Consider the following 24519-nt stretch of genomic DNA (forward strand, 5'->3'; position numbering starts at 1 on the left):
ATTTCAAATTCGTTTTTTATGTAGTATTTTTATTATAAAAAAAACGTAACTTAGCAAACAAGGAATATTTTAATTATTTGAGAACAAAAAGTATAATAATTTGTTATGGCAAAAAATCATTTTGGAAAACCATTCGATGATGGTACAAAAGCTAAGTTGGAAATTTTTAGAAATTATTTAGTTGAATGGTTACCTGTTTTTATTTCTTCATATGAAACAATTCATTGGGAAAATATTTTTATATATGATTTTTTTTCTGGTGAAGGCAAAGATATAAATGGAACAATTGGAAGTCCTTTAATTATTTTAGATGTATTGAATGAATATGAAGAATTAATAGCTAAAACAAAAGTAAAGATCAATATAATTTACAATGAAAAAGATGAAAAAACTTTTTCAATTCTATCAAAACATATAAATGATTTTCAATATAATAAAGATAAAATTTTTGTTCACTTATACAACAAACCTTTTCAAGTCTTATTTCTTGAATTATATCCAAAGATGATTGCTCATAATAATCTTCCTAAATTAATGATTTTAGATCAATTTGGAATTAAAGAAATTTCTAATGAGATATTTAAAAAACTTATAAGTTTCAAAAGAACTGATTTTATTTTTTTCATATCATCTTCTTTTGTTAGGAGATTCAACGAACTACCCGAATTCAATTCTTATTTATCCATTACAAAAGAAAATTTTGAGGATTCTAAACCTTTTCATTCACATAAAGTTGTTTTTGAATACTATAAATCACTAGTTGACACAAACTATATGCTAGCACCTTTTTCAATAAAAAAAGGCATAAACATATATGGGCTTATTTTTGGTTCAAATCATACTTTAGGATTGGAAAAATTTTTAAAAGTTGGATGGAAGATTAATCCACACACTGGAGATGCGAACTATAATATTGATGAAGAAAAAATTATAGATGGACAGTTATCCGTTTTTGAAGAAGAAAATACAATTAAGAAGTTAGGAGTTCTCGAATTTATGTTAAGAGATCTTATATTGAATAAAAAGGAATCCTCATTATATAATATTTATTTACAAACATTAGATTTTGGCTGCTTACCTAAGCACTGCAATGATATCTTAAAAAAGCTTGAAAAAGAGAATAAAATTATGAGTGTCAAAACTAAAACTGAAAAAATACATAACTTAGCAACTCTAAATGATATTAAAATAAATTTAAAGTGAAATATTCAAAAATAGAATGGACTGATGCCACATGGAATCCTTCCACTGGATGCAATAAAATTACATCTGGATGTAAAAACTGTTATGCTGAGGTTATGGCAAAAAGACTTCAGGCAATGGGTGCTCCTGGATATGAAAACGGGTTTGAATTTACTTTAATGCCTGACCGACTAGAACTTCCAAAAAAAATAAAAAAACCTACAAAGTTTTTTGTTAATTCGATGAGTGATTTATTTCATGAAAAAATGCCTTATGATTTCCTAGATAAGGTTTTTCAAACAATTGAAGCTACTCAAAAGCATCAATATCAAATTCTAACAAAAAGAGAAAATATTTTAGATGATTATTTTAAGACTCGCAAAGTACCTAAAAACGTTTGGTTAGGTGTAACTGTAGAAAATGCAAAATGCAAAAACAGAATAGATATTCTACGAAAAATTGATGCCGAAATTAGGTTTTTATCTATTGAACCCTTGATTGGAAATATAGGTAAATTAGATTTAAAAAATATTCATTGGGTTATTGTTGGTGGTGAGAGCGGACATAAAGCTAGACCAATGAAACCTGAATGGGCAATTGATATTCAAAAGCAATGTGATGAACAGGGTGTTGCCTTCTTCTTTAAACAATGGGGTACATGGGGAGAAGATGGTGTCAAAAGAAGTAAAAAAGCAAATGGAAGAGTTTTATTGGGTAAAGAATGGAATGAGGAGCCAGAGATAGAGTTTGCTTCATAACTTTTCAGATGGTGCTAGCACCTTTTTTTTCTGAAAATTATGTAATAATTTTATAAATATTCTATTTAATTGCTCTACCCCTTCCCCCAAATCCTGGTATTCAAATCCAGTTCATGAACAATATCATGCATAAACTGAACAATCGAAAGATCATCTGTAAGTAAATCGGGTACTAAAAGCGACGTATGTATAGGCGCTTCGAAGTAATTGTTGCTTAGCGGGAAAGCGATATACATTTTTGAACTTATAAACGAAAGCGAAATCGTTTCGTCGGATTTATTGTTTAAGTCTAAAATTCTTTCCATCATGGCGGGCGTTAAGATATATCTTGCCTCGATTTGATTTCTGGAATAAGTAACAAACTGGTTGTCGAAATTGGTGTTTTCTAACTGAACAATTTCGGTATTTCCAAAACTGAAAATATTTTTAGAGAACCATGCGCCAACCGTATTTCCAAAGCTTTTTGGCCTGACAACTGTCGAAACCGTGAAATTTTTATTAAAGTCGGCTACAAAAATAATTCCTTTAAAAATCGTATGCCATTCGGTACGCGTTCCGTTTTTGGTTTGCGTTTCGGTTTTATATTCGGCGTGAACTTCGGCAAACGAAAAAGAAGTTTTATCGACAGTTCCGCTTATTAAATCCTGTGTTTTATAGCGATCCGGTTCTGTTGTAAAAAGGTCAGAATCTATAAATTCACCTTCCGTAAGTCCGCTTTGAGGTACAAAAGTGAGGCTTTCGTTGATCTTTTTTAATGCCGTTGCTACGACATTCATTTTATAAGCTACTTTGTATTTTTGGGCATCACCATCGATCTGAAAAAGCATTACAATACCCACAATTATCGGAATCAAACTCAATATAATAGCCACGGTTGCGGCTCCTATAAGCAATCCGCCCACGATAAGTAATGCTGCAATACCAAATACGGTGTAACAAACGGTATAAGTCGACGCAATTTTTTTTCGGTCAACTTCTAATGTATTCAAAACCTCCTGCAAGGCGGGATTATTACTAATTTCTGAATCCATTAGCGATTAAAAAGCTCTTTTGCACTAATATTTTTACGCTCTTCTTCGGCCGTTGCCAAAACTTCGATTGGAGTATAACTCAACATTCCGGCAAATAAATTACCAGGAAACATCATAATAGCGTTATTAAAATCTGTCACCACAGCATTATAGGTTCTTCTGGCAGCAGCAATTTGTTCTTCGCTTTCTGTCCAGGTCGTTTGCAAATTAGTAAAGCTTGCGTTTGCTTTTAGATCAGGATAATTCTCGACATTTACCATTAAACCTCTTACCGTAGTGCTCAATTCTGCATCAAGACTTGCTTTTTCGGTATCACTAACAGAACCGGAAGTTGCTTTGGCACGAAGCTCAACGATTTTTGTTAAAGTACTTTGTTCGTAATCTGTATATTGTTTTACAATTTCAACCAGATTCGGAATTAAATCAAAACGTTTTTTCAGCATCACATCAATAGCCGAAAAAGCATTCGTTACCTGATTTCTTTTTCCGATAAGGGAATTATAATAAAAGATCCATAAAAAGATAAAGAGGATAAGGATGGGTAAAATAACAAACATGAATTTAGTTTTAATTGGTTGGGTTCAAATATAAAAAACAAAATGAATCTTTTTTAAATTTTCATACGGTATTTCTTAAATTATGATAAAAATATAAACATGTATTTTACTGTAATTAAATTGGAGATTTAAATCCTGAATTTCGGTTAACAAACCTAAAATTGCGCTTTCAAGAAGATTTCGGCATTAGATTTGCTTGCCCTTTATTTTGTTTATTGTTTAAAATACTGAAACCCAAACAGGAAATTTGCGGTTAAATTTCGTTTTCAAAATCAATCTTTGTTTTTCGATAAAATTATAAATCATAAAAAACACAAGCTATTATATGAAAACCAAATAAATACCGTTCAAATTATAATTATTAATTATTTATTATAGTCCGCTAAAAAAACTATTTTTGGTTTCTGTTAAAAAAGATTGAAATGCATAAAAATCAGCAAGTACTTTTCTCTATTATATTTTTATTTTTCGTTGGATTAATTTCTAATGCACAGGAAAAAATAATTTACCCTAAAAACGAATTTAGAGGTGTCTGGATTGCAACCGTTGTCAATATCGACTGGCCGAAAACAGCCATTGACGGTGTCGAAAAAGAAAAAGCTGATTATCTTGAGATTTTAGAAGCTTACAAAAAGCTCAATTATAATGCGGTAATCGTTCAGATTAGAAGTGTTGGAGATTCTTTCTACCCATCAGAATTTGCGCCCTGGTCACGTTTTTTAACCGGTAAAGAAGGTGTGGCTCCCAATCCTTATTACGATACATTGGCCTGGATGATTGAGGAAGCGCATAAAAGAGGTTTTGAATTTCATGCCTGGCTTAATCCGTACCGTGCTACTTTCGATTTAAACAAAAATCTTTTAAGCCCTAATCACGACATTTTTAAACATCCGGAATGGATGATAGAATATGCCGGAAAATATTATTACGACCCTGCATTACCTGAAGTTCAGCAACATTTGACCAAAGTTGTAAAAGAAGTGGTTGACAAATACGATATCGACGCGATTCATTTTGATGATTATTTTTATCCTTATACAGTACCCGGAAAAACGTTTAACGATACGGCATCGTATAGAAAATATGGTGCGGGTTTAACCCTTTCGGACTGGCGTCGTGCGAATGTGAGCAGCTTTGTACACACAATTTCGACTACGATAAAAGCCAGTAAACCATGGGTACAATTCGGAATCAGTCCGTTTGGGGTTTGGCGTAATAAATCAATGGACCCAAAAGGTTCTGAGACACAATCGACATCCAATTACGATGATTTATACGCAGATCCTGTTTTATGGATGGACCAAAAGTGGATCGATTATATCCTGCCGCAATTGTACTGGAGTATGAATAACCCAAGGGCTTCGTACTCGAAATTAGTAAAATGGTGGTCAGAAAACTCTAATAATACGGCTCTTTATATTGGTCATGCTTCATATAAAATTAGAGGCGATAGTGACAAAAGCTGGAACTTTGTAAGCGAAATTCCAACCCAGATTGATTTTGCGAGAAGTTTCAAAAAAGTAGGCGGAAGTGCGTATTTCAGTTCTAAATGGTTCATGAACAAAAATGCTGATGTTGTAAGGGTTTTAGAAGAAAATCAATATAAATATCCTGCGCTTCCTGCTCCGGTTCCTAATTTAAAACATATTGTAATTGATATTCCGGTGGTGAATGAATATCAAAAAGACAGCGTACATTATGCCTTTAATATTAAAGCGCCGCTGAATACAAAGGTACGTTATATGGTAGTTTATGGCGGAGAAAGTACATCGAAAATAGACATTAACGACCCAAGTAAAATAATTGAAAAAATCACGGTTTACGAAAATGAAGGAACTATCCAGTTTTCGATCCCGGCCGAAAAAATGAATCAGTATAAAGCTTGCGCTGTAACATTTATTGATTATTTTGCGAACGAAAGTACCCCAACTACGATCGACTTAAAAAAGACATTTAAACTTTATTCACCTGCTCAGCCTAATGAAAACAGATAATAAACCCTGGTTTTGGATTCCGCTTCTTAATTTCGCATCTGGTTTACCTTATGCCATAATTATTTCAGTTTCGGTTTTAATGTACAAGAAATTAGGAATCGACAATAAATCTGTTGGCTTTTATACAAGTCTTTTTTACCTGCCTTGGGTAATTAAGCCTTTGTGGAGTCCATTTATTGATCTACACGGTACCAAAAGAAAATGGTTTTTATTGATGCAAATAATAATCTCTCTATCCTTTTTAATTATTGGATTTATTATTCCTTTAAATAATTTCTTAACTTTAAGTCTTGCTTTATTTTCTATTGCTGCATTTGCTTCTGCATCGAATGATGTTGCAACAGACGGATATTATTTATTAACATTAAAACCAGAACAACAATCTTTTTTCTTAGGTATTAGAAGTACATTTTATAAATTAGCCGGACTCACAGGAAGTGGACTTATGGTGCTGTTTGCTGGTCATCTGGAAAATAAGTACAATGATAACGTTAAGGCTTGGTCATATACAATGATTTTCGTTGGTCTGATAATGACTTTTGTTACGATATATAATTTTTTTGCTACTCCAAAAACAGAAGAAAACAATATCCTAGATAACAACTCAATTGAAAACAAAAGTTTTGGTGAAGTTTTCGCAACTTTTTTCAAAAAGAAACAAATCGGACTAGTTTTAGCTTTTATTCTTGTCTTTCGTCTAGGAGAATCGCAATTACTTAAAATGCTAAATCCTTTTTTAGTTGATCCTAAAAATGTTGGAGGAATGGGGCTACAAACTGAAGACGTTGGAATTATCTACGGAACATTAGGAATTACAGCATTGACTATTGGTGGAATTCTTGCTGGAATAGCCATATCAAAATATGGACTGACTAAATGCATGCTTCCCATGTTTTTAGCTATGCATCTTCCAATTCTTGGATTTGTTGGATTGGCGCATTTCCAGCCGGTAGAACTTTTTCATTTTCATTTAAATTTATATTTCTACGAATTCGACTCTAATCTTAACCTTTACACTTCCATTGTAGTTATAGCGGAACAATTCGGTTACGGTTTTGGATTTACAGGTTTTATGATGTATTTAATTCATGTAGCCGAAGGAGAATCAAAAACATCACATTATTCACTTGCAACCGGATTTATGGCATTAGGAATGATGCTTCCGGGAATGCTTAGCGGTTACATTCAGGAATTTTTAGGCTATCAAAATTTCTTTATTTGGGTTCTTCTGGCTACAATACCGGGTTTGATTCTTTCCCGATTTTTAGAGTTCCCAAAGGATTTCGGTAAAAAAACAGCATAACAGCTATACATATAACGCCCATGGAAATCAATGATAACATCCAGGTTGAACGAAACCTGAAAGCAATTGAATTGGAGAAAGCAGGAGAAATTGAGAAAGCAATTGCGTTATACGAAGAAAATATTAGCGAAGGTTTTAAAGGAAATCATCCTTATGACCGACTGGCAACTCTCTACAAAAACCAAATCGATCTCGACAATGAGATTAGGGTTTTAGAAAAAGCCATTATTGTTTATGAAGAAATTACTCTTGAAGACCGTTTAGAAGGTTTACCGAAACTGTTCCGTTTTAAAAACCGATTAGAGAAAGCTATTGAAACCAAAAAACAATTAGCCAAACAAAAAAAAGCAAAATTGAAATAAAACATTCTTTTAAACACATAGAAACATAGATTTTTTTGTGTGAAAAGAATAAAAAAGAGAAACTCGTTTCTCAACACATAGCTATGTGTATTTAAATAAAGTGAAACGCCTTTTCCAAGAACTAAATACTATGTTTCTATGTGTTAGAAAATTAAAAGATACTAATCTAAGCATTCTAAATCATGGGCATAAAACGAACCAATTCTGACGACATCGATTTTATAAATCTGGTTGCTTTACTCGATCAGGATTTAGCGATCAGAGACGGAGAAGATCACGCCTTTTACAATCAGTTTAATAAAACCGATGCGATAAAACATGTTATCGTTTTTTACGAAAATGATATTGCTGTGGGTTGCGGCGCTTTTAGGAAAAAAAAAGAAGATACGGTCGAAATCAAACGAATGTACGTGCATCCTGAGCATCGCAAAAAAGGAATTGCTTCTGCAGTTTTAGCAGCATTAGAAATTTGGGCGAAAGAAGTCGGTTATGCCTATACTATTCTCGAAACCGGAAAAAACCAGCCCGAAGCCATCAACTTATATCAAAAACTAAATTATACCATAATTCCAAATTATCCGCCTTACGAAAAGATGGATAATAGTGTCTGTATGAAAAAGACTTTATAATAATGAAAATGACAGCTCAAGCATTAAGACAAAAAGTGGGACAATTCTTTTTTCCCGCAGTTTTTATAAACGATACCGAAGAAAACATTCAGGAAACTGAACGATTAATAAAAGAACATAACATTGGCGGACTCACCTTTTTTCACAGCCGTGCAAGTGCTGCAACAAATTACGAAAGCAAGAAAAAAATCGTTTTTAATGATGATAGTTATCAAAAAATAAAAGATCTGATTGTTCGTTATCAAAAAGCAGCACCTACTCCACTTTTAATCAGTATTGATGCCGAATGGGGTTTAGCCATGCGCATCGAAAAGACACCTCAATATCCGTACGCGATTACACTTGGCGCTTTACCTGAGAGTAAATCGAGTTTGGTTTACCAAGTCGGCAAACAAATTGGTTTAGACCTGAAAGCCGCCGGAATTCATTATAATTTATCGCCTTTGGCAGACATTAATAATAACCCGAACAATCCCGTTATTGGTTACCGTTCTTTTGGTGAAAACAAAGAAAAAGTCGCCGATTTTTCGATTGAATATCTTAACGGAATGTCAGAAGTTGGTGTTCTGGGCTGCCTGAAACACTTTCCCGGACACGGAAACACTAATGTCGATTCGCATTTGGGATTACCGGTTTTAAACGAAACGCTTGAAGAATTATTAGAAAACGAATTATATCCTTTCATTAAAGGAATCGAAAATAATGTTGATTCTATTATGATAGGCCATCTTGCCGTTCCGAGTTTGAATGACGGAAAAAATACATCGGCAACTTTATCAAAACCTATTATCGAAACACTTCTGCGCAAGCAATTAGGTTATGATGGTTTGGTAATTTCTGACGCGCTAAACATGCACAGCGTTTCTAAACTATATGAAACAAAAGGTGAACTGGAATGGGAAGCCTTCAACGCCGGAAACGATGTTTTATGTTTTGCTGAAAATGTTCCGGAAGGAATTGAAACCATTCTTAAAAATGCATCACCGGAACGTATCGAAGAAAGCTTTAACAGAATCATGAAAGCCAAAGAAAAAGTTGGAATTTTATTGGATAACAACTTTACTTCAGGAGAATTAGATTTCGAAAAAACATCAGCTTTAAATTTTGAAGTTGCGCAACATTCGATTACAAAAATAATCGATAACACAAATACTGAATTGGCTTTTGAAGCACAAAAAAACAGTCAATTAGCAAAACTGAGTTTATATAAAGGTATAGAGAATACTTTCTTTCAAACCTTAAATACAAAATTAGAATCTCCGGAATTTGCTTTCGAAAACTTAGAAGTTTCAGATATTAAAACAATTGCATCGAGTTTAGAAAATTTCGAAACTATTATTATTTCATTATTTGTTCCAAAAGCAAAACCAATGAACAATTTCGAAATCGACGACGAAGTTTTAGAATTGCTTTCGAACTTATTGCAAACTAAAAAATGCATCGTTTACGTTTTCGGAAATCCTTATGTATTGCCTATTATTCCTTATTTAACAAAGGCTTCAGGATTAATTCAGGTGTATCAGGATTTTAATGAGTTCCAAAAAAATGCAGGAATTCAATTTCTTGAAAATTTAACATGCAACGGAAAATTACCTGTAAATATTGACTTACAATAAGTTACAAAATCAAAACAACACACAATAGTCAAATACTATCAATCTATAAATATTTATAATCACTTCTTATTGTAAGAACATGTAGTTATACCCTACTTTTGCATCAGAAATAAATTTTTAACGTAAAACGAAAAATATGTCTTTAGTAGGAAAGAAATTCCCAAGTATTGCAGTAGATGCTATCTCAGAAATGGGTGATAATTTAAAAATCAACATCTTTGAAGAAGCAGTAAACAACAACAAAAAAGTATTATTGTTCTGGTACCCAAAAGATTTTACTTTTGTATGCCCAACTGAATTACACGCCTTTCAAGCTGCATTACCAGAATTTGAAAAAAGAAATACAATCGTAATTGGAGCTTCTTGCGATACAAACGAAGTACACTTTGCTTGGTTAAACACTCCAAAAAACAATGGTGGAATCGAAGGTGTAACTTACCCAATTTTGGCAGATACAAACCGTAACTTATCTAACATTTTAGGAATTTTAGATATCGACTCTACAGAATACAGCGAAGAAACTGATTCAGTAATCATCGAAGGTTCAAACGTAACTTACAGAGCTACTTACCTTATCGACGAAACTGGAAAAATCTTCCACGAAAGTGTAAACGATATGCCATTAGGTCGTAACGTAAACGAATACTTACGTATGGTTGATGCTTATACTCATATTCAGGAAAAAGGAGAAGTTTGTCCTGCAAACTGGGAAGCTGGAAAAGAAGCAATGAGCGCAGACAGAATCAGTACAGCTGAATACTTAAGCGCAAACTAAGAAATAGAATACCACATTTTTTTAAAATTCCAAATCCCAAATCCCAATTTGAGGATTTGGAGTTTTTCTCTCACAAGAATCCAATCACATTTCAAACCTTATTTTTTTAAGTTTCAATCATACGATTTGGAATTTGAAATTTATAAACTTGGAATTTCATTAAAAAAATAACCCTCAAATTTAAAAATTTTAGCTCCGATTTTGGAATTTGGAATTTTAAAAAATTTGGAATTTAAATTTAAAAGATATGTTAATCGACTTAAACGAAGATACGTTAGCAGATTTAGTTGCTAAAAACGAAAAAGTAGTAGTACAATATTCAGCTTCATGGTGTGGAAATTGCCGTATTATGAAACCAAAATTCAAAAAATTAGCAACAGAAAATGAAGCTATCACTTTTGTTTTGGTTGATGCAGAAAATTCTCCGGAATCAAGAAAATTAGCCAATGTAAGCAACCTGCCAACATTCGCTACTTTCGTAAACGGAAAATTAGTTGGAGAAACTCAAACCAACAAACAAGAAGTTTTAATCGACTTGGTAAACGCAATTGCTTAAATTTAGATTAGTTAGACTGGCTTAGATTTTTAGACTTCTTAGATGTTGTCTTAAATTTTAAAAAAGTCTAAGGAGTCTACGAATGTCTAAAAATCTAAGAAATCTAAACATGAAATTACCCGTAATAAAGCAATTGACCCAATTTATCGAAGAAAACGATCAGGATTATATCATTGAAACGATTGAAGTTCTGGAAGCAATGACTGAAATTCCGTCTTTAAAAGATGAAGAATTGGATGTAATTGGCGAACTAATATCTAATATGTATGGCGCGCTCGAAGTACACAAAATGGTAGTTCAGGGTACCGATAAAAAAGAAGCTTTAAATGCGTTTATGAAACGTGTTTTAGGTTCTATCGATAAATAAATCGACCTCTTTTTCAGAGAAAAAACAAAAAAACATGACGTAAGAAACGCTTTCATTCCAAGAGAGCGTTTTTTTTTGTTTGTAGTTTTCTGGTGCAGTTTGCAGTTTTCAGTCTCAGTTTTCAGTTTTCAGTTTACCTCTACTTTGTCACCCTGAGCGAAGTCGAACGGCGTGCCAATTGCAACGTGGGCTTCGACTTCGCTCAGCCTGACAAACTGGATCAATCTTAAAATCTAAAATCTACAATCTGAAATTTAAAATGATTTGGGCGAGCCACCATCCCGATAAAAGGGCAAATTTACTTTACGCTTATTCACCCTCTTATCGGGATGCTGTCGGGCTATCCGCGCTACTGCGGTAGCTAGCTTCTATCCCTCTCGCGGAAAAAAGAACAGAGAATTAAGGATGAAAGACTTCAACCATAGTTTTTTCAAAAAAAGCAACCACAAAGTATGTCATCCCGAGGAACGAGGGATCTCCGCAAGAAACTAACACAAAGTATTTCATAAATTGTCGAGCTACTAACGGAGATCCCTCGTTCCTCGGGATGACAAAAATGACCGCCAAAATCCGCTTAATCCGTATTATCTGCGTTCCATATTCATACAAAGAAAAATAGCATCATTTATAACATAAACGCACAAATTATTCGTTATCTTATAACTAGCTTAATTGTCATGACAACAGCTAACAAATACTTTTAGATTCAAATATTAATCCTTACTTTTGAACCTCATTAATTTAAACAAACATCATGGCTTCAATAACATTAGGAGGAAATCCGATACATACTTCAGGCGAATTACCAACAGTTGGTTCTCAACTAGCTGATTTCAAATTAGTACAAAACGATTTGTCTGTTGCTTCATTAAGTAATTTCGCAGGAAAAAAATTAGTTTTAAACATTTTTCCAAGTGTTGATACAGGAACTTGTGCAACATCTGTTAGAAAATTCAACGAAAGCGCAAGCGGTTTAGAAAACACAACTGTATTATGCATTTCAAGAGATTTACCATTTGCTCAAAAACGTTTTTGTGGAGCCGAAGGATTAGAAAATGTAGTAAACTTATCTGATTTTCAAGCTGGTGCTTTTGGTAAAGCAAACGGTTTAGAAATTGTTGACGGACCATTAGCAGGCTTACATTCAAGAGCGATTATTGTTGTTGATGAAAACGGAAAAATTACTCATACGGAACAAGTTGCTGAAATCGCAAATGAGCCAAATTACGAAGCAGCTTTAGCAGCACTATAATACCTATAAATGGAATTTCAAAAAGATAATACTTTTGTTACTGGCCGTTTAAAAAGCATGACATATGCATTTAACGGAGCTGTAAAATTGATTAAAACAGAACACAGCATAATGGTTCAATTCTCATTGGGAATTTTAATGACCATTGCAGGATTCTATTTTCATATTTCTCAAACCGAATGGCTTTGTCAAACCTTAGCCATAGGTTTAGTTTTAAGTGTTGAAGGATTGAATACAGCAGTCGAAAAAATTGCAGACTTTATTCATCCTAATTATCATGAACGAATCGGGTTTATTAAAGATATTGCTGCAGGAGCGGTATTTTTTGCCGCAATGACAGCAATTGCAATCGGTTTGATCATTTATATCCCAAAATTTATCTAGGCAACAGGAAACGCAAGAATGGCAAAAACAACAAAAAAAGAAACAGTAGACAAAAAAAACGCGCCAAAAACTGAGAATTTAAAATCTTGGAGACCGAACAAACAGCAACGTTTTGTTTTGGGTTGCCTTTTGGTACTATTTTCTATTGCACTATTAGTTGCATTTATCTCTTTTTACGTCAACGGACAATGGCAAACAGATCAAAGCGCCGTAAGTGAGCTTGGCGATCGCTCTGAGGTGGTACAAAACTGGCTCGGAAAATTTGGTGCTTATATGGCCGATTTGATTGTTTACAGAGGTTTTGGACTTGCTTCTTTTGTATTGGTTCGCTTATTTTTCTTAACCGGATTATTTCTGGCATTAGAAATGTCTACCAAAAGACTCAAAAGTATTTGGTTCTGGGATTTATTTGCCATCATTGTTGTTTCGGTTTTATTTGGATTTTTCGCCACGTCGGCACCTGAATTAGGCGGAACAATTGGGTATGAGCTGAATTTATTCCTTCAGGATTACATTGGCAAAACAGGTACTTTACTGACCTTGCTTTTTGGGTTAATCATTTACCTTATTTTTAAAATTAAATTATCTCCGGAGAAAATCCAGTCTTACTTTGATTCTACTAAAAAAGAATTCAAATCAGAACTGGGCTCCCTAAAACCACAACAGGCAGAAAGCGCTTATAATCTTGAAGAATTTGCAATTGAGGAAGATCCTGAATTAGATAACATTCATTTAAAAACAGAAGATACTCAGTTCGAAATCAACAAAGAAGCCTTAAAACCTACCATAAATCATTCATCAGAAATTGATTTGAATCCGGTTGTAAAACCACTTCAAATGGATATAAAACCAGCAACAGTTGCGCCTGTGGTTCACACAGAAGAATTTGTTGTTGAAAAACCGGAAGAAGAAGATATTATCGAAGAAAACCTGGCTTCCCGCCTTGTGGCTGATTTTGGATTATTCGATCCGACTTTAGATCTATCGAATTATAAATTTCCAACCATCGATTTATTAAAAGAATATTCTACGGGCGGAATTACGATAAACCAGGAAGAATTAGAAGAAAATAAAAACAAAATTGTAGACACGCTTCGTAACTACAAAATAGAAATTGCTCAGATTAAAGCAACCGTTGGTCCATCAGTAACTTTATACGAAATTGTACCGGAAGCTGGAATCAGAATCTCTAAAATTAAGAGTTTAGAGGATGATATTGCTTTGTCACTTTCGGCATTAGGAATTCGTATTATTGCGCCAATTCCAGGAAAAGGAACAATTGGTATCGAAGTTCCGAACAAGAACCCAACAATGGTTTCTATGAAAAGCGTTATTGGATCTGCGAAGTTCCAGGAAGCTGAAATGGAATTACCAATTGCTTTAGGAAAAACAATTTCGAACGAAACATTTGTTGTTGATTTAGCCAAAATGCCTCACTTATTGATGGCTGGAGCTACAGGACAAGGAAAATCCGTTGGATTGAATGCTGTTTTAACTTCACTTTTATACAAAAAACATCCTGCCGAAGTAAAATTCGTTTTGGTCGATCCTAAAAAAGTAGAGCTTACCTTATTCAATAAAATTGAAAGACATTATTTGGCCAAACTTCCAGATACTGAAGACGCTATTATTACCGACAATGCAAAAGTGGTGAATACTTTGAATTCGCTTTGTGTTGAAATGGATAATCGTTATTCGTTACTGAAAGATGCAATGGTGCGTAATATTAAAGAATACAACGAAAAATTCAGAGCCAGAAAACTAAACCCTGAAGCCGGACACAGATTCTTACCTTATATTATATTAGTTGTCGATGAGTTCGCCGATTTGATTATGACTGCCGGTAAAGAAGTCGAAATTCCGATTGCGCGTTTGGCACAGTTAGCGCGTGCTATTGGTATTCACTTGATTATTGCTACACAAAGACCGTCTGTAAACGTTATTACAGGTTTGATTAAAGCGAATTTCCCTGCGAGAATTGCTTTTAGGGTAACATCAAAAATTGACTCGAGAACGATTCTTGACACACAAGGAGCCGATCAGTTAATTGGTCGTGGAGATTTATTATATACCAACGGAAATGATGTGGTTCGTGTACAATGTGCCTTTATCGATACTCCTGAAGTAGAAAAAATTACGGATTTTATTGGTTCGCAAAAAGCTTATGCTACAGCTTATTTGCTTCCGGAGTTTGTTGGAGAAGAAACTGGCATTAATCTTGATATGGATATTTCCGAAAGAGACACCTTATTTAGAGAAGCTGCTGAGATTATTGTCAATGCGCAACAAGGTTCAGCTTCATTATTGCAAAGAAAATTAAAATTAGGTTACAACAGGGCCGGTCGTTTGATCGATCAGCTGGAAGCAGCAGGAATTGTTGGACCGTTTGAAGGCAGTAAAGCAAGAAGTGTGAACATATCTGACTTAAGTGCTCTTGATCAATTTTTTAATAATGAACAAAATTAATCCAATCATGAAAACAAAAATTCAGGAAATCCAAAACAATTCTATTACTAAGATGACTAAAAAGTGCTTTCAAATGGCAGTTATATTGCTTTTGAGCTTCACTTCTATTCAGGCTCAGGATAAAAAGGCCAAAGATTTATTGAACGAAGTAACTGCCAAAATAAAGAGTTACGACAATATTGTTATTGATTTTAAATATTCTTTGAATAACGCCAAAGAAAACATCAACCAGGACAGCAAAGGAAACGTAACCATGAAAGGCAATCAATATGTATTGAACTTTATGGGTGTTACCAAAATATTTGACGGTCAAAAAACATACACAATTGTTCCTGAAGACGAAGAAGTTACGGTTTCTAAAGTAAACGAAAAAGACGATGCTGCCATTACGCCTTCAAAAATGCTTACGTTTTTTAATTCCGGATACAAATACAATATGGATATTGTACAAAATGTAAAAGGAAGAAAAATTCAATACATTAAATTAGCGCCTACAAGTGCAAAAGATCAAAGAAAAGAAATCCTTTTAGGTATTGATGTTCAGACTAAACACATCTACAATTTAATCGAAACTGGTAAAAATGGAACAAAAACCACTTTAACCGTTAATTCTTTTAAAACCAATCAGCCTTTATCAAAAAATCAATTTACATTTGTAGCGAGCAAATATCCAAAATACTACATCAATAAATTAGATTAATTACAAGGTTGAAAATTTTAGACAAATACTTACTAAAAACATTCCTGATTACATTTACTACGGTATTTGTAATCCTTTTTTTTATATTCATACTTCAAACCGTCTGGCTCTTTATATCTGAACTTGCAGGTAAAGATCTGGATTTGATTTTGGTTGTAAAATTCCTGTTGTTCTCGATGCCGCGAATCATTCCGCTGGTTTTACCACTATCGGTTTTATTGGCTTCGATTATGACTTTTGGAAATTTAGCCGAGAACTATGAGTTTGCTGCTATGAAATCTTCCGGGATATCGCTTCAGAGAGCGATGAGAAGTTTAATTATCTTTATTTTTGTTTTAAGTATTGTTGCTTTTTGGTTTGCCAACAATGTGATTCCTTTTGCGGAATATAAATTTATGAATTTCCGAAAAAATATCGCCCAAGCTAAGCCCGCAATGGCTATTGCCGAAGGCCAGTTTAGCGATGTTGGTTTTTATAATATAAAAGTGAATAAAAAATCAGGTGAAAACGGAAATATTTTAACCGGTGTTACTATTCATGAAAAACCTAATAACGTTGGTGAAAACAAAACCGTTATTAAGGCAAAAGACGGTAAACTAATAAGTAACGAAAAGTCCAGTATCTTGAAACTGGTTTTGAATGACGGCTATTACTATCAGGATGTTACGCCTACAAAATATGAAGATCGTGCTAAATTACCTTTTGTAAAAGCAGCTTTTAAAAAGCAGGTCATCAATATTGACTTATCTGAACTAAATAAAGTCGACGAAGACAAAGAAAGTGTTGGTAGCACAAACGCAATGCTTAACGTAAACGAATTACGCTATACTCTGGATTCTTTGAATAAGAATCTGGACAATGAGATTCTTTCTTTCTCAGAGAATATCAACCAGCGCGTTGGTATTCGAAAAGCTCCAATTGCCATTAAGGCCGATAAAAAGAAAAAGCCATTACCTAACGATCTTTTGTCTTTATATACCACTAAACAAAAATCAGATGTCCTGAAAATGGCCGGCAGTAACGTGACCAGTAACATCTACTCGATCGAAACTACCCAAAAAGATCTAAAAGACAAACAACGCGACATCAACAAACACTTAACGGCTTTATACGAGAAGTTTGTAATTGCTTTTGCGTGCTTTTTAATGTTTTTTATTGGGGCTCCATTAGGCGCTATTATCCGAAAAGGCGGACTTGGTTTACCTATAGTATTCGCCGTTTTAATTTTTATTACTTTCCACTTTATCAATACTTTTGGAAAAAGACTCTCGCAGGAAGGCGGAATGTCTCCGTTTATGGGGTCATGGATGTCTTCTTTTGTACTATCGCCATTGGCCATATTATTGACGTATCGTGCTACAAACGACAACGGATTAATCAACTTTGATGCGATTACAACTCCAATTTCACAACTATTTCAAAAAATTTCCGAGCGGTTTTTTCCTGCTCAAAATCAAAAATAATTATGTCAACAACAAAAATACAACTGAATACCATTGAAGAAGCTATAGAAGATATTCGTCAAGGTAAAGTAATCATTGTAGTCGATGATGAAGATCGTGAAAACGAAGGTGATTTTTTGGCTGCAGCCGAAAAAGTAACACCGGAAATGATCAATTTTATGGCTACTCACGGACGTGGATTAATCTGTGCTCCTTTAACTGAAAGCCGTTGTAAGGAATTGGATTTAAGACCAATGGTTACCAATAATACAGATCATATGGAAACTGCCTTTACGGTTTCGGTAGATTTAAAAGGACATGGAGTAACAACAGGAATTTCTGCTGCTGACAGATCTAAAACAGTTTTGGCATTAACAGATGCAAATGTAAAACCTCACGAATTAGCAAGACCCGGACACATTTTTCCTTTGGTAGCAAAACAAGGTGGTGTATTAAGAAGAACTGGTCACACAGAAGCTGCTATTGATTTTGCAAGATTGGCCGGATTTAAATCTGCTGGTGTAATTTGCGAAATTCTAAATGAAGACGGAACGATGTCGCGCTTGCCTGAATTGGTAAAAGTGGCTAAGAAATTTGATTTAAAATTAGTTTCGATTGAGGATTTAGTTGCCTACAGAATGCAACACGATAGCCTTATCGTTAAAAAAGAAGATTTTGATATCGAAACCCGTTTTGGAACTTTTAGACTAAGAGCTTACGAACAAACAACAAATAAACAAATTCATATTGCTTTAACAAAAGGAACCTGGAATCTTGGAGAACCTATCTTAACCAGAATTCACTCTTCGCAGGTAAATAATGATTTATTAGGAACTTTAACAAACAATGCTGAACAACAACTAGACGGTATGTTTAAAGTTATTAATGAAAACGGAAAAGGAGCTGTAATCTTTATTAATCAGGATATGCAGGCAGTAAACTTATTAAGTCGTATCTCTGAACTTAAGGCTTTACAGGCAGAAGGAACGATGAAAGCACCAAAAGTAGTCATTGACAGCAAAGATTACGGGATTGGAGCTCAGATTCTGCATGATATTGATATTTCTAAAATTAGGCTGGTATCAAACACAGAGCAAACAAAACGAGTAGGAATGATTGGATATGGTCTTGAGATCACAGAATACGTAAGCTACTAATATGGGGACATTAGAAGAAAGAATTAAGAAATCTGAGACGCATATATTCAAAGCGGTTTTCCCGAGTACAACGAACCATTATGACACGTTATTTGGAGGAACTGCACTTCATCTTATGGACGAAGTAGCTTTTATCTGTGCCACGCGTTTTAGCCGTAAAAAAGTAGTTACGATATCTACAGGCCAAATTGACTTTAAAAAAGCAATTCCGGCAGGAACTTTAATCGAGTTAGTGGCAAAAGTGGATAGCGTAGGAAGAACCAGCTGCAAAATTCACGTTGATATTTTCATGGAACAAATGTATTCAGAACTTCGCGAAACGGTAGTTTCAGGAACTTTTTCGTTTGTTGCAGTAGATGAAAACAAAAAACCAACTCCAATTTTAGACGACTTAGACTAATTTTTTCGAAAATCTTTTTTACAGAAATACTGATAATTAGACACTTAAAAATTAAGTAAAAAAAAGCACTAAAAAAGTTTTTATAATCGGAAAAGCGCACTATATTTGCACTCGCAATCAGCAAATGATCGCGACATACTGGAGAAATGGCAGAGCGGTCGAATGCGGCAGTCTTGAAAACTGTTGACTGTAACAGGTCCGGGGGTTCGAATCCCTCTTTCTCCGCCAGTATTTAAAACCCTTAACAATCGTTAAGGGTTTTCTTTTTTTATTATATATTATTTTCTTTGTAAATAGTTCTGAAAAATTTTTTACAATCGAAAAAACCACTTATATTTGCACTCGCAATCAGCAGATAATCGCAACATACTGGAGAAATGGCAGAGCGGTCGAATGCGGCAGTCTTGAAAACTGTTGACTGTAACAGGTCCGGGGGTTCGAATCCCTCTTTCTCCGCCAGTATTTAAAACCCTTAACAATCGTTAAGGGTTTTTCTTTTTTTACTCTTATTTGTATTTAAAAAAATACATAACCTAAAGGTCGATCAGGCGTTTTTTCAATTTCTCGAATTCCTCGCCAGTAATAGCTCCTCTATCTCTTAGATCAACCAACCGTTGTAATTCGATTCCTAAATCACTTTTTTGTATTTGATTTACATTTATAAGATTTCGGTTTTTTTTGTATTCCTGAATGTATAAATTCAATGTCTCCGAAAAAATTACCGCCTTAGCAAGATAAGTTTCCTGTATTTGGGAAGTTACACCTTCTGTTCTCCTGATCCTTATATGTCCGAAGTTCAAATAATGTCCTAAAAAATTACTGTAAACAATAGAATCATACAAATCAAATATTGGAATTTGTATTTGTGTCTTATTCCAAGGAAAAATTCCTCTAACAACCCAAAGTTCATTACCATTAAAAATCCAGGTAACACTAGAAAGATACACTAGCTTTAACATCTTTTTAACTGCAATTATAACCCCAAAAATCAGAACAACAATCGAGAACCACCTTGTTTTAATTCCAAATGAGATATAAATAAAAAACAGGGCCAAAATGAATATTATTACCGGTTTTACATATACAACCCAGTGCTTTTTTATTGCTACATTAATTTTATCTCATTCTACCATATTCAAAGTCTTAAATATCATTAAACTAAACATTGCTTTTAACAACAGAAACAAACTAAAGTTTTATCATAGTAACTAAAAAATTTCCCAAACAAGTCATACTCACTAATAAATAAAGATAATAAAAAACTAAACGACTGATTAACAAGATATTTAAACAAGACAGATTAACCTTATCATTTATCCTTTTTATCTTTTAAAATTTTACCCTCTTTGGTAAATTCCAAATCGATATTGTTTGTTAAATCGACGTCAAGATCCTTGTGCCCATAATCGATATGAGTTATTTTTTCATTTGGATGATTTTTTGCTACATAATCTTTTACAGATAAAGGAATAAATCCAGTTGGAATTGGTTTTTTACCTCCATCAACTTCACGATACGAACCATCTTTCCAAAACTCTATTTCTGTTCCGTCCTTTAGCTTCACTTCATATCCTTTTTCACCATGTTCAGCATCTTTTTTCACAACATCTATTGCGCTATTGCTAAAGTATTTCTTCAAAAACTCCTGCGCAGGTTTTGGTAATTCAGTAATTTCAATCTTCTTCTGTGCATTAGCCGATAATGTAACACCAAGCACTAGTAAGGCAATTATGATTATCTTTTTCATGATATTAGTATTTAAAATTTGTAATTTTCTCTCACTAATTTACAACAAGCAAAAATACATTCAAATCAATTTAAGAAACCTTTATTATTTCAAAAATAAGATTTCTTATATTGTAACTCATTACAATTAAAAAAGTTATGACAAATTCTATTACAATAAAAGTAGCTACCATTAATGATTTAGATGGAATAATAAAACCACAAACCGCCAATCAAACTTCTCAGGGCGGGACATTATCCGGAGGATTAACAGCACATCAAATTCAGGAAATGATGACTGATATGCCTCAAATAATAGCCGTTATTAACAATGAAATTGTCGGTTTTTTATTGACAACATCACAAACCGTAAACAATAATCGTAAAGTTCCCATTGTTGATGCCATGTCAGCATCGTATACAGGTTCTCCAGATTCCTATGTTTACGGACCAATTTGCGTGAGCCAAAATCAACGCGGTAAGGGATTGGCGCAACTTATGTTTCAGAAAATCTTAAAATTAGAGCCTAACCGGGAAGGAATTTTATTTATTAAAAGTGATAATCTCGCATCCATAAAAGCACATGAAAAAATGGGAATACATAAAGTAAGTAACTTCCATTTTAATAATGCTGACTTTGATGTATATGCGTATTTGTTTCCTTCAAGAGAAGATAATTAACCACTCAGACTTAATATCAAATTTTTATAAATAACCTTAAATAAAAAACATATGCGTTATCTAACTATTCTGATTATCACCTTTCTAATCGTTTCCTGTAAAAACGAAACCAAATCTATAGCACTTTCCAGCTATTTCACATATCAGGAAGGTAACGATGTAGAATCGGCAGGCGTGAAAATGATTCCAATAAAAACTCCCGTAGGAGAATTTAAAGTCTGGACAAAACGCTTCGGTAATAATCCTAAAATTAAAATACTTTTATTACACGGAGGTCCAGCAATGACTCACGAGTATATGGAGTGTTTCGAAACTTTCTTTCAAAGGGAAGGATTTGAATTTTATGAATATGATCAACTGGGATCTTATTATAGTGATCAGCCAAAAGACAGCAGTTTATGGACAACCGAACGTTTTGTAGAAGAAGTCGAGCAAGTACGTAAAGCCATCGGAGCCAATAAAGATAATTTTTACATTTTAGGCAACTCCTGGGGCGGAATTCTTGCCATGGAATATGCACTAAAATACCAACAAAATATGAAAGGGTTATTGGTTTCAAACATGATGGCTAGCGCACCTGATTATGGAAAATATGCTGACGAAGTATTAGCCAAACAAATGAAACCAGAAGTTTTAGCAGAAATTAGAGCGCTTGAAGCCAAAAAAGACTTTAGTAATCCGCGTTATATGGAATTACTCATTCCGAATTATTATCAACAGCATTTATGTCGCTTAAAAGAATGGCCAGACGGATTAAACCGCGCCAGTAAGCATATCAATAATGAAATTTATACCATAATGCAAGGTCCGAGCGAATTTGGCATCAGTGGTCGCTTAGCCAAGTGGGATATTAAAAACCGTTTACACGAAATTACCATTCCCACCCTAATGATCGGTGCCAAATACGACACCATGGATCCAAAAGCAATGGAAGAACAAAGTAAACTGGTCCAAAAAGGTCGTTATTTATACTGCCCAAACGGAAGTCATCTCGCTATGTGGGACGATCAAAAAGTTTTTATGAGTGGTGTAATTCAATTTATAAATGATTTTAATTCAGAAAAAATCTAATTTCTCATATAACCATCATAATATAAATTTAGATTAAAGTAAGCAATACAAATAATTTGTGCGTTTCTCCGCCGCGTCGGACCGGGCTGTCCGCTAAATCTTTTGTGAAAGAGGTTATGTATTGGCTTCGCCAGAAGTCTGGTGTTCGCAAAAGGATACCACTCCCATCCCTAACGCCACCTTTGAGTAAAGAGAAATATAATTTTTCAGAAGAAATTCCAATTTATAAAATCCCCAATTCCAAAATACTACGTGTATTCCCTTTGTTCAGGTAATCTATAACTTTTTGCAAACATAGCCAATGGTTTCAACCATTGGGATACAGCGTACCATCACGATACATTTTCCAAAGGTTGAAACCTTTGACTATCTGTAAAATATCAACAAGAACTTTTAAGAAGATTTCTTTTTACTGAGATTGTCTAATCTTTTTACCTAATCCCTAAATTTTGCACCTGATACCATAACTGCACAGCTTTGCGAACTTAGCAATCTACAAAAATCCAAAAAACGGATCAAGACATATTGTTGTGGGGAAATATTAAAATCTAGATATTTGTATTTTAAAAATAAATAGAAATGCAGGATTCTTTTATCGAGCTTCTCAAGTTATTGTTACCAGAAATAATAGTGGATTATTTTGAACTTACCTCTTATGAAAAGGGAGATGAGATCCTTCATTTGTACTTGAAAGAAATCAATTCGATCCCAAAAGAATACAGAGAATCGAAATTAAGCTCAAAAGGATTCTTCGAAGAGATAACGGTTCAGGATTTTCCTATCCGTGGACATCAGGTCTATCTTCATATCACTCGCAGAAGATGGCTTAATGAAGATACTGGAAAGATCGTTTTTAGAGATTGGAATTTAGTAGCAGACGGAACTCGTGTAACCCAGGAGTTTGCGTCTTTTTTAAAAGAAATCAATAGATTCCAGTCCAAATGATTGTAATACTATTGCCTGTTTCTACGGAGTTTCAGGTAGAAATCTACAGTGTCAATACAAAGATTTCTTAAGTGATTTTAAAGCCTGGGATCAAAAATCGCATGCTAAAAAATGGCTTCTTTTTCCAAAAAATATTGGAAAACGCTTATCAATAGACGAAACTTCTCTTTCGAATGGTGAACTCTATACTATTTTAACCAACAAATCCGGCAAAGGCAGAAAAGGAACTATAGTAGCAATGGTGGCAGGAACTAAAGCGGAAGCAGTTATTTCGGTTATTGAAAAAATCCCGCTTAAAGAACGAAATCTAGTTAAAGAAATTACTTTGGATATGGCCGGTAATATGGGATTAATTGCAAAGAAATGTTTTACTAATGCAACCCGCGTCACAGATCGCTTTCATGTTCAAAAGTTAGCGACAGAAGCACTGCAGGAAATCAGAATAAAATACCGATGGCAAGCTATAGATCTGGAAAATGAAGCAACGGAAAGAGCCAAGAAGTCAAATGTGAATTTTGAACCCAAAATACTCTCTAACGGAGACACTCTTAAACAGTTACTTGCCAGAAGTCGATACTTCTTATATAAAACCAAGTTGAAATGGACTAAAAACCAATTAGAACGTGCTACGTTATTATTTGAATTGTATCCTGATATTCAAAAAGGATACAATCTAACTCAAGAGCTTCGTGGAATCTTTGAGAATACAAAAGATAAAATCATAGGCTTTGCCAAACTAGCCAAATGGCACGAAAAAGTAAATCAATCTGGGTTTAAGTCTTTCAGTACAATATCCCGAACAATTATAAATCACTATCAAACGATATTGAATTATTTTGACAACAGAAGTACTAATGCGTCTGCAGAATCTTTCAATGCTAAAATAAAAGCTTTTAGATCCCAATTCAGAGGTGTTAGAAATGTAGAATTCTTCCTCTTTAGACTAACCAATATTTATGCTTAATTTTTGCTGCTCCACAGGTTTTCGTCTTGATCCCAAAAAACCCTTGCGTTCCTTGCGGTTAAACCAAACTAGGAACTAATCCCAAACAAAAAACCCCGTTTCATTAGAAACAGGGTTTTCAAAAGAAAGGCGACGACATACTCTCCCACATAACTGCAGTACCATCTGCGCAGGCGGGCTTAACTACTCTGTTCGGGATGGG

At 34.1% G+C, this 24519-nt stretch carries 25 protein-coding genes, 2 tRNA genes and 1 rRNA gene; 23 read left to right on the top strand and 5 right to left on the bottom strand.

Annotated elements, in window-relative coordinates; genetic code table 11:
- Window positions 1–105: 105 nt before the first annotated feature.
- The gene (gene tcmP, locus ACIDC4_RS04955; protein WP_412042002.1) at window positions 106–1203 is read left to right on the top strand and encodes a three-Cys-motif partner protein TcmP; all 1098 of its coding nucleotides are present in this window, start codon (window positions 106–108) and stop codon (window positions 1201–1203) included.
- Entirely contained in the window at window positions 1200–1940 is a 741-nt protein-coding gene (locus tag ACIDC4_RS04960; RefSeq protein WP_412042003.1) for a DUF5131 family protein, read from the top strand. Before tcmP ends, ACIDC4_RS04960 begins: the two co-directional genes overlap by 4 nt.
- A 74-nt stretch (window positions 1941–2014) precedes the next feature.
- Here the strand turns inward: ACIDC4_RS04960 and ACIDC4_RS04965 are convergent, their stop codons facing one another.
- Together ACIDC4_RS04965 and ACIDC4_RS04970 are read right to left on the bottom strand one after the other, a co-directional pair.
- A complete protein-coding gene (locus tag ACIDC4_RS04965) occupies window positions 2015–2971 on the bottom strand; it encodes a DUF3137 domain-containing protein (protein WP_412042004.1) in 957 nt (318 codons plus the stop codon).
- Window positions 2971–3528, bottom strand: coding sequence for a LemA family protein (locus tag ACIDC4_RS04970; RefSeq protein ID WP_230036161.1), 558 nt, complete (start codon window positions 3526–3528; stop codon window positions 2971–2973). Before ACIDC4_RS04970 ends, ACIDC4_RS04965 begins: the two co-directional genes overlap by 1 nt.
- Window positions 3529–3950: 422 nt before the next feature.
- On the opposite strand from ACIDC4_RS04970, the gene ACIDC4_RS04975 reads away from it, so the two are divergent.
- From ACIDC4_RS04975 to ACIDC4_RS05055, 17 genes are all read left to right on the top strand, one after another.
- Window positions 3951–5522 carry a glycoside hydrolase family 10-like protein gene (locus ACIDC4_RS04975; RefSeq protein WP_230036159.1) on the top strand — a complete coding sequence of 524 codons (1572 nt, stop codon included), beginning with the start codon at window positions 3951–3953 and terminating at the stop codon, window positions 5520–5522.
- Window positions 5509–6825, top strand: a complete 1317-nt coding sequence (locus ACIDC4_RS04980) for an MFS transporter (protein ID WP_412042005.1) — start codon at window positions 5509–5511, stop codon at window positions 6823–6825. The genes ACIDC4_RS04975 and ACIDC4_RS04980 overlap by 14 nt, the downstream gene beginning before the upstream one ends.
- A 20-nt stretch (window positions 6826–6845) precedes the next feature.
- The gene (locus ACIDC4_RS04985; protein WP_412042006.1) at window positions 6846–7187 is read left to right on the top strand and encodes a hypothetical protein; all 342 of its coding nucleotides are present in this window, start codon (window positions 6846–6848) and stop codon (window positions 7185–7187) included.
- Between the two features lie 182 nt (window positions 7188–7369).
- Window positions 7370–7816, top strand: a complete 447-nt coding sequence (locus ACIDC4_RS04990; protein ID WP_412042007.1) for a GNAT family N-acetyltransferase — start codon at window positions 7370–7372, stop codon at window positions 7814–7816.
- A 2-nt stretch (window positions 7817–7818) separates the two neighbouring features.
- Entirely contained in the window at window positions 7819–9432 is a 1614-nt protein-coding gene (locus ACIDC4_RS04995; RefSeq protein WP_412042008.1) for a glycoside hydrolase family 3 protein, read from the top strand.
- Between the two features lie 136 nt (window positions 9433–9568).
- A complete protein-coding gene (locus tag ACIDC4_RS05000; protein WP_065450690.1) occupies window positions 9569–10207 on the top strand; it encodes a peroxiredoxin in 639 nt (212 codons plus the stop codon).
- Between the two features lie 247 nt (window positions 10208–10454).
- Complete coding sequence (locus tag ACIDC4_RS05005; RefSeq protein WP_041519142.1) at window positions 10455–10763, top strand: thioredoxin family protein; 309 nt, start codon at window positions 10455–10457, stop codon at window positions 10761–10763.
- Window positions 10764–10872: 109 nt separating this feature from the next.
- Window positions 10873–11130 (top strand): DUF6952 family protein, encoded by a 258-nt coding sequence (locus ACIDC4_RS05010; RefSeq protein WP_017495510.1) that lies wholly within the window; start codon window positions 10873–10875, stop codon window positions 11128–11130.
- A gap of 754 nt (window positions 11131–11884) precedes the next feature.
- Window positions 11885–12382 (top strand): thiol peroxidase, encoded by a 498-nt coding sequence (gene tpx / locus ACIDC4_RS05015; RefSeq protein WP_412042009.1) that lies wholly within the window; start codon window positions 11885–11887, stop codon window positions 12380–12382.
- 9 nt (window positions 12383–12391) lie between these two features.
- Window positions 12392–12766: a diacylglycerol kinase gene (locus tag ACIDC4_RS05020; protein WP_230036145.1), complete on the top strand. Its 375-nt coding sequence runs from the start codon at window positions 12392–12394 to the stop codon at window positions 12764–12766.
- Between the two features lie 18 nt (window positions 12767–12784).
- Complete coding sequence (locus ACIDC4_RS05025) at window positions 12785–15232, top strand: DNA translocase FtsK (RefSeq protein ID WP_078008436.1); 2448 nt, start codon at window positions 12785–12787, stop codon at window positions 15230–15232.
- Between the two features lie 73 nt (window positions 15233–15305).
- Window positions 15306–15932, top strand: coding sequence for an outer membrane lipoprotein periplasmic chaperone LolA1 (gene lolA1, locus ACIDC4_RS05030; RefSeq protein WP_483294815.1), 627 nt, complete (start codon window positions 15306–15308; stop codon window positions 15930–15932).
- Window positions 15933–15940: 8 nt separating this feature from the next.
- Window positions 15941–17395 carry an LptF/LptG family permease gene (locus ACIDC4_RS05035; protein WP_412042010.1) on the top strand — a complete coding sequence of 485 codons (1455 nt, stop codon included), beginning with the start codon at window positions 15941–15943 and terminating at the stop codon, window positions 17393–17395.
- A 2-nt stretch (window positions 17396–17397) separates the two neighbouring features.
- The gene (gene ribB, locus ACIDC4_RS05040) at window positions 17398–18531 is read left to right on the top strand and encodes a 3,4-dihydroxy-2-butanone-4-phosphate synthase (RefSeq protein ID WP_230036138.1); all 1134 of its coding nucleotides are present in this window, start codon (window positions 17398–17400) and stop codon (window positions 18529–18531) included.
- Window position 18532: 1 nt separating this feature from the next.
- Complete coding sequence (locus ACIDC4_RS05045) at window positions 18533–18931, top strand: acyl-CoA thioesterase (protein WP_173970686.1); 399 nt, start codon at window positions 18533–18535, stop codon at window positions 18929–18931.
- A gap of 140 nt (window positions 18932–19071) precedes the next feature.
- Window positions 19072–19159 (top strand) — tRNA-Ser (locus tag ACIDC4_RS05050).
- A gap of 143 nt (window positions 19160–19302) precedes the next feature.
- Window positions 19303–19390 (top strand) — tRNA-Ser (locus ACIDC4_RS05055).
- Between the two features lie 74 nt (window positions 19391–19464).
- Here the strand turns inward: ACIDC4_RS05055 and ACIDC4_RS05060 are convergent.
- The gene (locus tag ACIDC4_RS05060; protein ID WP_412042011.1) at window positions 19465–19890 is read right to left on the bottom strand and encodes an SHOCT domain-containing protein; all 426 of its coding nucleotides are present in this window, start codon (window positions 19888–19890) and stop codon (window positions 19465–19467) included.
- Between the two features lie 350 nt (window positions 19891–20240).
- Window positions 20241–20678, bottom strand: a complete 438-nt coding sequence (locus ACIDC4_RS05065) for a PepSY-like domain-containing protein (protein ID WP_412042012.1) — start codon at window positions 20676–20678, stop codon at window positions 20241–20243.
- A 137-nt stretch (window positions 20679–20815) separates the two neighbouring features.
- Here ACIDC4_RS05065 and ACIDC4_RS05070 point away from each other — a divergent pair, with 137 nt between their 5' ends.
- The 4 genes from ACIDC4_RS05070 (at window position 20816) to ACIDC4_RS05085 (ending at window position 24317) form a co-directional block, all read left to right on the top strand.
- On the top strand, window positions 20816–21337 hold the full coding sequence (locus ACIDC4_RS05070; RefSeq protein WP_412042013.1) for a GNAT family N-acetyltransferase: 522 nt from the start codon (window positions 20816–20818) through the stop codon (window positions 21335–21337).
- A 51-nt stretch (window positions 21338–21388) separates the two neighbouring features.
- Window positions 21389–22408: a proline-specific peptidase family protein gene (locus tag ACIDC4_RS05075; RefSeq protein ID WP_412042014.1), complete on the top strand. Its 1020-nt coding sequence runs from the start codon at window positions 21389–21391 to the stop codon at window positions 22406–22408.
- Window positions 22409–22987: 579 nt separating this feature from the next.
- Window positions 22988–23353 (top strand): ISAon1 family transposase N-terminal region protein, encoded by a 366-nt coding sequence (locus ACIDC4_RS05080; RefSeq protein WP_412042015.1) that lies wholly within the window; start codon window positions 22988–22990, stop codon window positions 23351–23353.
- 10 nt (window positions 23354–23363) lie between these two features.
- Complete coding sequence (locus ACIDC4_RS05085) at window positions 23364–24317, top strand: ISAon1 family transposase (protein ID WP_412042023.1); 954 nt, start codon at window positions 23364–23366, stop codon at window positions 24315–24317.
- 124 nt (window positions 24318–24441) lie between these two features.
- On the opposite strand, the gene rrf is transcribed toward ACIDC4_RS05085, so the two are convergent.
- Window positions 24442–24519 (bottom strand): 5S ribosomal RNA (gene rrf, locus ACIDC4_RS05090); the annotation flags it as partial.

Source organism: Flavobacterium sp. C3NV, assembly GCF_046825355.2.
Classification (GTDB): Bacteria; Bacteroidota; Bacteroidia; order Flavobacteriales; family Flavobacteriaceae; genus Flavobacterium.